Raw genomic sequence first — 11,952 nt, forward strand, 5'->3', positions numbered from 1 at the left:
CATGTCCACGAAAGTAGCTATCGTCACCGGTGCGAGTCAGGGCATCGGACGTTCGACCGCGATCCGTCTTGCACGCGATTTCGGTTCGCTGGTTCTCGTCGCGCGTAATCGCGCACATCTCGACGAAACAGCGCGAATTGCCGAGGAAGCCGGCGCGAAAACGCTGACAATCGATATCGACCTCGCACGGCCCGAAGCCGCGCAACGGATCGTCGATGAAACGCTCGCCGCGTTCGGGCGCATCGATGCGCTATTGAACATCGCGGGCGCGGTGCCGCAAATCGATGTGTTCGACATGACCGATGCGCAATGGGATGCGGGCTTCGCGCTGAAGCTTCACGGCGCGCGCCGCCTGACGGTCGTCGCGTGGCCTGCGCTGAAAGAAGCATCGGGCTCGGTCGTGCTGATGTCGGGCAACTCGGCGCTGTTTCCGAAGGCGCCGTATGCGGCGGTCGGGACCATCAACGCCGCGATCGTCGCATTAGCGAAGGCGTTTTCCGATCGCGGCATCGCGGATGGCGTGCAGGTCAACAGCGTGCTGCCCGGTCCCGTGATGACGGGCCGCAGGCGCTCCTATCTGGAACACTGGGCCGCGCTGCACGACATGACGGCCGACGAGGCGACCGCGCGCTTTCCAGCGGAAGCCGGCATCGCGCGCTATGGCACGCCGGAAGAGATCGCGGAGTTGATGGCGTTTCTCGTGTCGCCCGCCGCGAAGTGGATGACGGGCAGCACGCTGAGAATGGATGGCGGCGAAGTGAAATCGGTGTGATGTAGGGCGGCGGCGCTCAGCCGAATCGAGAGGCCGCCGCAAACGCCCCGGCCGGAATCCGCATGCTCAGATCGTCTCCGTCTTGTTGTTCGAGAACGGCCGGTTGGCCGGACGGTTGCGCGTCAGAAGCAGCAAGGTCGTCACGCTGATGAGCGTAAGAATGGCGAGCGGCATCAATGCCAGCGCATAGCTGCCGGTCGCATCCTTCACCCAGCCATACACGTTCACCATCAGACCGCCGCCCAGCAGATTCGCAATCGCGTTGATGGTGGCGAGCCCCGCCGCCACGGCGCTGTTGGAGAGCATGTCGGTCGCGAGCGCCCAGAACGGCCCCTTGAACGAGTAAGCGCCCACGAGCACCGCGCAGAGCATCGCGATCGTCGGCACCAGCGAGCCGCTCAGCGATGTTGCAAACAGGCCGAGGCCGATGAGCAGCATCGGCACGACGGTGTGCCAGCGGCGCTCCTTGTGGCGGTCGGAACGGCGTCCCCAATAAACCATCAACACGGACGCGACCGCGTAGGGAATCGAATTGATCAGGCCGGTCTGCATAACCGAAAGCCCGAACGATTTCAGCAGTTGCGGCTGCCAGACCGACAACGTGCTGCCCGCCGCCGACGCGCACGTATCGACGAGCGCCAGACACAGCACATAGCGATTACGGAAGAGCTTCGTGAGCGGCATGTCGAGGACTTTCTTCGGCGCGCGCGTTTCGCTGGCGAGCGCATCGACGAGCCACTTGCGTTCGTCGTCCTTCAGCCACTTTGCGTCTTCAGGCTTGTTCGTCAGCATGCCGAGACACGCAATGCCGAGCAGCACCGTCGGAATGCCTTCGAGGAGGAAGAGCCAGTGCCAGCCGCGCAGGCCTCCGATACCGTCCATCTGAAGCAGCAGCGCCGAAATGGGTGAGCCGATGAAGCTCGCCGCCGGAATCGCCACCATGAAGGTCGCCACGATCCGTGCGCGATACGAAGCCGGAATCCAGTACGAGAGATACAGCAGCACGCCAGGAAAGAAGCCCGCTTCCGCTGCGCCCAGCAGGAAGCGCAGGATGTAGAACGTCGTCGCGTTATGAACCAGCGCGGTCGCGGCCGAGACGATGCCCCACGTGATCATGATGCGGGCAATCCACACGCGCGCGCCGTATTTCTGGAGCGCGAGGTTGCTCGGCACTTCGCAGAAAAAATACGAGATGAAAAAGAGACTGCTGCCGAAGCCGAAAACCTTGGCCGACATCCCGAGATCGTGATTCATCTGCAGCGAAGCCATGCCGACATTGCCGCGGTCGATGAAGGCGAGCAAATAGCACACCATCAGAAAGGGCACGAGCCGCCATACGACCTTTCGTATGGTCTGTCGTTCGATAGCCGATTTTTCGGTATAAGCGATACTGCTTTGCATAAACGTCTCCCAGACTAGTGCGCGTCGCCGCGCCGTCTTCTAATGAGTTGTAAACCGATGATGCCGATAACGCCAGCCGCCAATACCATGGCCATCGCGCCGAACGTATGGCGCACGCCGAGCGCTTCGGACGCGGTGCCGACGAGCAGATAGCCGAAAGGCATCGTGCCGGTGTAGGGCATCGTGTACATGCCGACGAGTCCGCCGCGCACGTGCTCCGGGCACTGCCGCTGGATGGTCGCGTTCGTGGACGTCGCGGCGAACGTGAGACTGAAGCCCAGGGTGACGAAGGCAGGCGCCGAGGCCAGCACGTCGGTCGTGGCCGCCAGCACGGCCAGACTCAGCACGGCCGCCCAGGGCGCCCACGCGATGAAGCGCTGCGTGGCGCGCGGCCCGAGCGCCGACGACAGCAGAATCGCCGCGGCCATCGACCCCGCACCGGCGCATCCGAAGAACACGCCGGTGAAGTGCGCCGCGTCGTGATACGCCTTGTCCGCCAGCAAGGGCACGAGTGTCTGGTAGCTGCCGGCGAAGAGCCCGAGGCACGCGAGAACCGGCAGATAGCGCGCCGAAAACGCGTCGGCCATCACGTATCCCACCGCGTCTCTCAATCCGCTGTCCGGCCGTGCCGGCCGCGCGGTTTCGGTCAGGCGAATCGAGCGCACGCACGCCGCCATCAGACACAGCGCAAGCACGTAAATCGAAAACGATGCGCGCGGCCCGAGCGTCGGATAGACGATGCCCGCCACCGTCGGACCCACCATGCGTCCGACGTTGTAGACCATCGTGTTCATCGCCACCGCATTGGACGTGAGGCCGGGGTCGCGCAGACTCGTGAGCAGCAGCACTTGCCGCGCCGGTATCTCCACGGCACTCGACATGCCGATTACGAGCGCATGCGCGAGGATCAGCTGCACGCCGAGCACACCGAGAAACGACAGCGTGATCAGACTGCACGTGAGCAGCAGCGACGCCGTGAGCACGCACAGCGTCACGCACCGCGCGTTCTCCGAGCGGATTCTCGATCCGGCGATCGGCGTCACGATGAGCTGCGGTCCATACAGCAGGAAGTTCAGCAGCGCGAGAATCGACGCCGAACCGGACAGGTGATACACGAGCAAGTTGAGCGTGACGTTCTGCGTCCAGCTTCCCAGGACCGACGCGGCCTGTCCGCCGAGATAGCGCCGCATCGACGCTTCCGAGAGCGCTGGAAACAGGCGGCTGACGAGACCGGCGGGCCGGGAAAGCGTGGTCATGACAAGGTTTTCCCGCGCGTTTCCGGCGCAAAGAACACGACGACCGCGGCAGCCACGAACGCGACGATCGTCGTCGACAGGCCGAGCACGAATCCGCCCGATGTAGAGGCCAGCGCGCCGATGATCAGCGGCGCGATGAATCCGCCCAGCCGGCCGCCGTTATACGCGAGCCCCATGAAGAAACCTCTCGATGCCGTGTTCCCGATGATCTCGGCAAGGAATGGCCCCGCGCCCGCGAAGATGCCGTTCACGCTGAAGCCGGTCAGGAAAATCGCCACCATGAGCACCAACGGGCTCGACGACATGATGTACCCGAACACCGCCCCCGCGCCGACCAGCAGATAAGCCATGAACATGGGCCGGCGGCCGAGCCGGTCGACGAACGCCGAGAAGAGCAGAAAGCCGGTTATCGCGCCGAATTGAAGCGACAGCACGAATTTGAGGCTGTGCACGAAGTCGAGGTGCTTCACCGTGATCAGGAACGTAGGCGTCCAGGTAAATACGCCCCAGTAGAGGTACTGCAGGAAGAAGATGAAAGTGAATGCCGTGAGAAGGCCCCGGACATTCAGCTTTTCATCGCTCGCTGCCTTCGCTGCCTTCGCTGTCGAGGGCTGCGCCTTCGTTTGCTTGCGTTCGAGCCAGATAGGCGATTCGGGCGTCCTGCGCGCGACCCAGAAGAGGATGAAAAACGGCAGCGCGCCGATCAGAAAGAGCAGACGCCATCCATTACCCGCCAGTCCGCCGTTGACCTCGCTGACAATGCCGGAAACCGTGATCGCGAGAATCGCGCCGATCGGCAGCCCCATCTGCATCAGCGCGCCGCCCTTTCCGCGCCGGCTGGCGTGCCACGTTTCAGCAATGAGCGCCGCGCCCGCCGTCCATGTGCCGCCCATGCCCAGCGCGCCGAAAAAGCGAATCGTCGCGAACCAGTGCTCGTTGGGGGCGAAAGCAAGCAAGCCCGAGAACAGCGAATAGATGCCGATGCAAAGTAGCGCCGTACGTACGCGGCCCAGCCTGTCCGACACATACCCGAACAGAATGCCGCCGATGATCTGGCCCGCCGCCGTGATGCTGGTAAAGACGCCGAGCTGGGCCTTGCTCAGCCCGAACTGGAGCGCCAGTGTCGGAAGCAAGAGTGAGAGCAGAAAGGAGTCGTAGCTCTCGAAGGTCCATCCCAGGCCCGCAAGGGACAGCGAGCGCCACTCGACGCGCGTGATGTCCTTATAGCCGTTCGTTTTGACTTCGCCCCGCGCCGCGGCGTCCGGAAAGCCTGCGTTTGTTTTCATGACTTCGGTCCTCAAATCTCCAGGCGATAGGTCGATGCCGCGGTCTTGCTGAACAGCGCCGCCTTTTCATCCGCGCTCATCGAACGCGCGAGCCGTTTGAAGGCGTTCCAGAGAACGCCGTAACTGAACATTCCCTTGTCGACGGGGAAATTGCTTTCGAACATGCAGCGCTCCGTCCCGAAGAGTTCGATGCAGGTGTCGAAATAAGGGCGCCAGGCATGGGCCAGGTCTTCAGACGACGGCGGGACGTCTCGCATCGCGAAATCGAAACCGAAGACGTTCAGGCCCGCGCCGCCCAGCTTCATGCGCGTATTCGGCAGGCTCGCGAGGCGCTGAAGCCCGCGCTTCCATTGCGCCATGACCTGCTCGCGCTGCTCCGCATGCGGCCCCACGCCGAGCGGACCACCGAAATGGTCGATGACCACGGTCACGTCGGGCGCGACGCGTGCAAGCTCGTAAAGCGCGTCGAGTTGCGTGTGATAGACCCAGGCGTCGAGCGACAATCCATATCGCCGGAGCGTCATGACGCCTTGGCGAAACGACGCACTCGACATGAGCTCGCGCGGCGGCGTCACGGGACTCGAACTCACGGCCGGACTGTCGTGCCATGCGAGCGGGTTGCGGATGCCGCGCAAGCGCCCGCCCGATCCGTGAATCATGGCTTCCAGCACGGGCGCGAGCGCGTCGCCGAGCGTCAGGTCCGCGCCGCCGACGATCGCCTCGCAACATCGCGTCGGCCCATACGCCCCGCTTGCGAACATCGCGGCGACACCGTTCGCGAACTCCACTTCGCCGACGGGCTTCATCGCGTCCAGCCCGTCCTGCCGCAGCATGGAGCGGCACTGGACATAGACGGTCGAGAGAACGCGATGCCCGCTTGCGACATCGGCGCGGAACTCGTCGCTCAGATAGCGGCCGCTCTGTCGGTCCCAGAGATGGTGATGCGCATCGACGATCGGCAGGTCCGGCTCGATGATCGGCTCGCTACGCAACGCGAGCCATGCTTCGCGAACGGGCAAATGGGGCGCATGGACGACTTGCATGATGTCTTCCCGTCAGAACTTCTGGCGCAGGCCGATGGTCACGCCGGTCTGGTTATGCCCGGCCGCCACCGTGCCGTAACCGTTCACGCCGAGCGTGGAGTTGTCCTTGTTGTGCGCATAGCCGACAGTCGCATACAGGTCCGTGCGTTTCGACAGGAAGTAATCGGCGTTGAGCACGGCGAGCCACGGGTCCGCGCCGGTCGAATGCACGTCCTGGTAGTAGCCGACCGCGGTGATCTGGAACGACGGCGTAATCAGGTATTGAGCGCCGGCCCAATAGAGATTCGCGGCGTTGGCCTCGGAGCCATTGGCCACCGCGATCGGGTTGGCCGGCAGAAACGCATTCGATGCCCGCAGGTAGCGATAACCCGCATACGCCGTCACCGGGCCGAAGTTGTAGTTCGCCGCCGCCAGGACGCGCCGCTCGGTGCTCGTATTGGTCGCGACCGTGTTGCTGTTGCGCTGTTCGTAGACCGCGGTCGCCGCAATCGGGCCGCTTGCGTAGGTCAGCGCGCCGCTGAAGAAACGGCCGGTGAGTTCCGCGCCCGGCACTTCCGTGCCGTAGCCCGTGTCGTAGCGCGTGCTGTATTGCGCCTGCGCCGTGAAGGGGCCGAACTTGCCCGTGTATTTCGCCGAGTTGTCGACGCGAGCGGCCAGCGCGTAATCGACGGACAACGCCGAATACCGGGAAGAAACGCCCATCGGATCGAACGTGACGGACTGGTCGTAGATCAGTGCGTTCTGACGGCCCAGCGTCAACTGCTGCCCGTTGTAATTGAGGCCCACCCACGCCTGGCGACCGAAGAGCCGCGTGGTCGTGGCCGGATTCGGGCCGAGGCCGCGCGTCGATTGCGCGCTCGTGCCGTCGTTGATATTGAAGCCGCTCTCAAGGACGAAGATCGCCTTCAGGCCGCCGCCCAAGTCCTCGACGCCTTTCATGCCCCAGCGCGAGCCGGACAGGTTTCCCGACACTTCGCGAACCTGCGAGCCGCCCGCGGCCGTATTGTTGAGATACTCGATACCGACGTCCGCGATGCCGTAGAGCGTGTCGCTGCTCTGAGCATGCGAAACGCCCGATACGAGCGTCATGCTGGCAACCGCGACCGTTCCAAGCATGAATGCAGGGTTGAAACTGGCTTTCTCGTGAGCCTTCGTCAAGAACATTACGTCTCCAAACAGGTGGTTACAGGTGTGTTGATGCGGCACGGTCACGCTTTATGTGCGGCGGGCGCTTCGCCGGCGTCCGCACCCGGATCGCCGAGCCAAGCGACCGTGAGCGCGCCAAGAAGCAGGACGGCGGACACCGCGAGCAGCGGCGCCGTGAATCCGCCGGAAAATTGCTTGAGCGCGCCGATCATCGAAGGGCCGACGAAGCCGCCGAGATTGCCCACCGACACGATCAGCGCGAGCCCGCCGGCCGCGGCGCGTCCCGTCAGGAAGCCCGAAGGAATGGCCCAATACGTCGCCTGGAAAGCCAGGATGCCGCTCACGGTGATGGAGAGCGCAATCAGCTTGAGAACGGGTCCGTCGATGAGCGTGCTGCAGCCGAGCGCCACCGCCGCCACGACCAACGCGCCCGCGACATAGGGAATACGATTCGACGCGCGGTTGGCGACACGCGCCCACCAGAGCATCGCGACCGCGCCGAGGGCATACGGAATGGCCGCGAGCCAGCCGACCACCGCGTGTTCCACGCCGAATTGCTTGATGATCTGCGGCATCCACAGTCCGACGCCGAGCGAGCCCACGATGCCGCAGAAGTTGATGAACGCGAGCACGAACACGCGCCAGTTCGTCATCGCATCGCGAAGATTAGTGCCGTGCTTCGCGCCGATGTCGCGCTGCTCCATCGCGAGACGTCGCGCCAGCGAGGACTTTTCTTCGTCCGTCAGCCACTTGGCCTTTTCCGGACGGTCCGCCAGCACGAACAGGCATGCAATGCCGAGCAGCACCGCCGGAACGCCCTCGATCAGCAGCAGCCATTGCCAGCTGCGCAGGCCATGCAGCCCGCCGAGTTCGAGCAGCGCGCCGGAAATCGGCGAGCCGATCATGTTCGCGACCGGAATGCCGACGAGAAACGCGGCGGTCACCTTGGCGCGCCACTTGCCGGGAAACCAGCGTGTGAAATAGAGGTAGATGCCCGGCGTGAATCCGGCTTCGGCGAGTCCAAGAAGGAAGCGCGCGGCGGCGAAACTCTTCGGGCCGACGACGAACGCCGTGGCCATCGAGAACACGCCCCACGTGATCATGATCCGCGCGATCCAGATGCGCGCCCCCACCTTCTGCATGATGAGGTTGCTCGGAATCTCGAACAGGAAATAGCCGACGAAGAACAGGCCGGCGCCGAATCCGAATTGCTCGGCCGTCAGGCCGAGGTCCTTGTTCATCGTCAGGGCGGCGAATCCGACGTTCGTCCGGTCGAGATAACTGATGACGTAGCAGATGAAGATGAACGGCAGAATGCGGCGGAACGCTTTCGCGAGCGTGCGCTCGCTTGCGGCGAAATCGTCAGTTCCGATGTTTCGGGCGTCCACGGTATGAGCGATGCGCTCGGGCTCGGCGGCGCTCGGGGCGTGCGAGTAGTTCATGTTTGCTCCTCCATCGCGCTGCTTTGGGCGCGAAGTCTTGATAGGTCGGTCAGCGCTTGTGGTTACCGGGCCACGTCGCCTGGTTTCGCTCGGTGCGGAAGCGGACCGGCTGTCTTCATCTCGGCCCGCAAGACGGTTCCCGAGACGGACTCGGTCATGTAGAGCGTCTTCATGTCCGCGCCGCCGAAACAGAGATTCGTGAGCGACGCGCCCGCGGGGCTGGTCAGAATCTCCACCGGCTCCGCGCGATGGTTGAGCACCCACACGCGGCCGAGTCCGGGGTTCGCGACGAGCACGCGACCCTCGGCATCGACGGTCAGTCCGTCCGGTCCGCTCGGTCCATATGACGTGAAGAACTGGCCCACTTTGCTGACTGAGCCGTCGGCCTGAAGCGGCACGCGCCAGACGCAATTGCCCCGCGTCATGCCGACGAAGAGCACCTTCTCGTCGGGAGATAGAACGAGACCGTTCGGACTGGGACAATTGCCGAGCAGCACGTCGAGCTTGCCGTCCACCGAAAGCCGATAGACCCGGCCAGTGGGATCGTGCAGGCCCGTCTGCCCCTGATCGGTGAAGAAGAGATTGCCCTTCGAGTCGAACGTGAGATCGTTGACGCCCTTGAAGCGCTCCGTGTTACGGCGCTCCAGATAAGGACGCACTTCGCCGCGCTCGATATCGAGCAACATCAGCCCGTTGCGGTAATCGGTGATGAGCAGATGGGCGTCGTCGAAACGCTTCATGCCGTTCGGCTCGCCGTCGTATTGCGCGACCAGATCCCACTCGCCCGAAGGCGCGATCCGAAAAATGCGTCCGTGCGGAATGTCGGTGACGAAGAGGCATCCGGCGGGGTCCCATACGGGGCCTTCGAGAAACGAGTCCGTCGGCAGCCCGCCGCGATTGGCGTGCGCCCATTCCGTCCGGACATCCGGCTTGCGAAACTTCTCGGGCATGCGCGTGAACACTTCGGCTTCGCGCACTTCGGGCGATGTGAGATAGAACATGCTCAACCTCTGCTGTGCACTTCAGGCCGCGTTGCGGGCGTGGTCTTCGAGCACCGCGAGAACATTCGCGGCCGCGCCCTTGCCCATGTTCACGTAAGCGGCATCGCTCACTCCGCCGATGTGCGGCGACAGAATCACGTTAGGCAGGCTCTGGAACGGATGCGGGGAGGTCATCGGCTCGACGGCGAAGCTGTCGAGACCCGCCGAATGGAGTTGACCGCTGGCGAGTGCATCGGCGAGCGCGGCTTCATCGATCAGTCCGCCGCGCGCCGTGTTGACGAGAATCGCGCCGCGCTTGAAGCGGTCGAACACGTCGGCGTTGAACATGTTGCGGTTTTCGTCGGTCAGCGGGCAGTGCAGGGAGACGATATCCGCCGATGCGTACAGCGCGTCGAGCGATACCCGTTGCACGCCTTGCGGCGCATCCTTGGCATACGGGTCATGGGCCACGACCTTCATGCCGAACGCGATTCCGACCGACGCGACACGGCGGCCGATGGCGCCCAGTCCGACCAGTCCGAGCGTGCGGCCTTCGAGCTCGATGGACTTGTGCGTGGGCTTGTCCCAATGGCCCTCGCGCATGCGCACGTCGAGCTGCGGCACACGCTTGGCACACGCGAGAATGAGCGCCCAGGCATGCTCCGCGACGGCGGCGGCGTTGGCCCCGGCCGCGGCGCGCACCGCGATGCCCCGCTCGGCAGCCGCGGCCTGATCGATGACGTCGATGCCCGAACCGTGCTTCGAGATCACTTGCAGGTTTGCGGCGGCATCCATGATGCGCGCGTTCACCTTGCCGTAACGCACGATGATCGCGACCGGCTTGTGCTGCGCGCAGAGCGCGACCACATCGTCTTCCGTCGGCTGCTTGCCTGCGAAAACGACGTCGAAGCCACTGAGCATGTCGAGGGCTTGCGGCGCGAGATCCGCGGCGGTCACGAGAACGACCGGCTTTTGCGAGGAAGTCTGCATTACAGTGCCTCGCCTTCGGCCAGCATGCCCACCGCGCGCAGTTCCTTCTCGACCCACGCCGGGCGAAGCTGCTCGCCCTTCAGAATGCCGGCGATACGCGCCGTTTCGACGTCCAGCTTCTTCTGCGCCAGATCGATGATGCGCGCGACGTCCTCGCGCGGAATCACCACCACGCCGTCCGCGTCGCCGACGACGAGATCGCCGGGATTCACCGCCGTGCCGCCCAGCGAGATCGGCGAATTCACGAGGCCGGCCACGCTCTTCGTGGGACCGCAAGGATTCAGGCCGGCCGAGAAAATCGGATAGTCGCCATGGGCGAGCTCGTGCGCGTCGCGAACCGCGGCGTCGATGACGATGCCCGCGATGCCGCTCACCTTCGCCTGCGTCGCCATGATTTCGCCGAGCAGCGCGCAGCTGATGTCGCCCTTCCCGTCGACCACGATGACGTCGCCCGGCTTCGCGATGGCGAGCGCGGCGTGGATGGCCAGGTTGTCGCCCTGGCGAACTTCGACGGTGATGGCGGGACCGGCGACCTTCATCTTCGGCGACAGCGGCTTCACGCGGCCGTGGACCGTGCCGCGCCGGCCCGCGACGTCCGCGAGGATGGCGGCCTGATATTTGGCGGCCGCTTCGACCAGTTCGGGCGACACGCGCTCGATATTTCGATTGATGGAGGAACCTGCGGGAGTCGTGCTCATGATTTTCGCCTTGGTTAGATCGTTGTATCTGATACAACAGAAGTGTACTAAGTGAAATCACTATAAACAGATGGGCCGCGCCGGACCAGTATCGTTAACCCTTTTACTGTGCGCACCGATGTTGTACCGTGTACAATCACTCGGAAACAGCACTGGAGGGCGGACAAATGGGAAACGAGGGTGTCGCCGCCGTGGAAAAGGCGCTATCGCTGCTGGATTGCTTCAAGCCCGGCTCGGAGTCGCAGTCTCTGGCGACGCTGGCGCAGGCATCCGGCATGCACAAAACGACGGTTTATCGACTCATGAACTCGCTGGAGCGCATGGGTTACGTCGTGCGTTCGCAAGCCGGCCATTACTCGCTCGGCCACCGTGTGCTGTATCTGGGGAAACTGTTCGAGCAGTCGTTCCAGCTTTCCGCGGTCGTGGAGCCTGCGCTGTATGAACTCGCCGCGGCCACGAAGGAAAGCGCGTCCTACTACGTGCACGACAACGGACGCCGGCTGTGCCTGTTTCGCGCGGAACCGTCGGAAGGACTGCGGGAAACGCGGCTTGCCGGCACCACGCTTCCGCTAGACGAGACCGCCATCAGTCAAGTCATTCGCTACTGGGGACTGGGCGAGCCGATTTACGACGAAGCGCCCGCGCTGCCGCTCTTCACAGCGGGCGCGCGCGACGTGCATACCGCCGCCTTCGCGACGCCGGTCTTCGGCGCCGCCGACCGGTTCATGGCCGCGCTCACGCTCTCCGGACCGGCGTCACGCTTGAGCGCGGCGCACGCGTCGGGCGACCTGAATCTTCCGCAGTTGAATGCGGCGTGGGATCTTTCCCGAAGACTCGGCGCGAGCGTCGGTTTCTGCGAGCGCCTCTACGGGGGCGCGGCAAGATAGGCCCGCGTTGTACTGTGTAAAATCCCGGTTACGTCGATTCGGGGGATACAC

At 64.0% G+C, this 11,952-nt stretch carries 11 protein-coding genes; 2 read left to right on the plus strand and 9 right to left on the minus strand.

What is annotated here, in order from left to right; translation table 11 throughout:
- The first annotated feature begins 1 nt into the window (after position 1).
- Complete coding sequence (locus LY284_RS33085) at positions 2-772, plus strand: SDR family oxidoreductase (protein ID WP_233390884.1); 771 nt, start codon at positions 2-4, stop codon at positions 770-772.
- Positions 773-838: 66 nt separating this feature from the next.
- Here the strand turns inward: LY284_RS33085 and LY284_RS33090 are convergent, their stop codons facing one another.
- From LY284_RS33090 to LY284_RS33130, 9 genes are all read right to left on the minus strand, one after another.
- Entirely contained in the window at positions 839-2,173 is a 1,335-nt protein-coding gene (locus LY284_RS33090; protein ID WP_045460146.1) for an MFS transporter, read from the minus strand.
- 14 nt (positions 2,174-2,187) lie between these two features.
- Positions 2,188-3,429: an MFS transporter gene (locus LY284_RS33095; protein ID WP_233390887.1), complete on the minus strand. Its 1,242-nt coding sequence runs from the start codon at positions 3,427-3,429 to the stop codon at positions 2,188-2,190.
- Positions 3,426-4,715, minus strand: a complete 1,290-nt coding sequence (locus LY284_RS33100; RefSeq protein WP_233390888.1) for an MFS transporter — start codon at positions 4,713-4,715, stop codon at positions 3,426-3,428. The genes LY284_RS33095 and LY284_RS33100 overlap by 4 nt, the downstream gene beginning before the upstream one ends.
- An 11-nt stretch (positions 4,716-4,726) precedes the next feature.
- Entirely contained in the window at positions 4,727-5,758 is a 1,032-nt protein-coding gene (locus tag LY284_RS33105; RefSeq protein WP_233390891.1) for an amidohydrolase, read from the minus strand.
- 12 nt (positions 5,759-5,770) lie between these two features.
- Positions 5,771-6,922 (minus strand): porin, encoded by a 1,152-nt coding sequence (locus LY284_RS33110; RefSeq protein WP_375294311.1) that lies wholly within the window; start codon positions 6,920-6,922, stop codon positions 5,771-5,773.
- Positions 6,923-6,966: 44 nt separating this feature from the next.
- On the minus strand, positions 6,967-8,346 hold the full coding sequence (locus tag LY284_RS33115) for an MFS transporter (protein WP_233390894.1): 1,380 nt from the start codon (positions 8,344-8,346) through the stop codon (positions 6,967-6,969).
- Between the two features lie 62 nt (positions 8,347-8,408).
- Positions 8,409-9,347, minus strand: coding sequence for an SMP-30/gluconolactonase/LRE family protein (locus LY284_RS33120; RefSeq protein ID WP_233390896.1), 939 nt, complete (start codon positions 9,345-9,347; stop codon positions 8,409-8,411).
- A gap of 21 nt (positions 9,348-9,368) precedes the next feature.
- A complete protein-coding gene (locus tag LY284_RS33125; RefSeq protein ID WP_233390898.1) occupies positions 9,369-10,316 on the minus strand; it encodes an NAD(P)-dependent oxidoreductase in 948 nt (315 codons plus the stop codon).
- Positions 10,316-11,014 (minus strand): RraA family protein, encoded by a 699-nt coding sequence (locus LY284_RS33130; protein WP_233390903.1) that lies wholly within the window; start codon positions 11,012-11,014, stop codon positions 10,316-10,318. The genes LY284_RS33125 and LY284_RS33130 overlap by 1 nt, the downstream gene beginning before the upstream one ends.
- 167 nt (positions 11,015-11,181) lie before the next feature.
- On the opposite strand from LY284_RS33130, the gene LY284_RS33135 reads away from it, so the two are divergent.
- Entirely contained in the window at positions 11,182-11,901 is a 720-nt protein-coding gene (locus LY284_RS33135) for an IclR family transcriptional regulator (RefSeq protein ID WP_233390906.1), read from the plus strand.
- Positions 11,902-11,952 lie beyond the last annotated feature (51 nt).

Source organism: Caballeronia sp. PC1 (assembly GCF_021353155.1).
Classification (GTDB): Bacteria; Pseudomonadota; Gammaproteobacteria; order Burkholderiales; family Burkholderiaceae; genus Caballeronia; species Caballeronia cordobensis.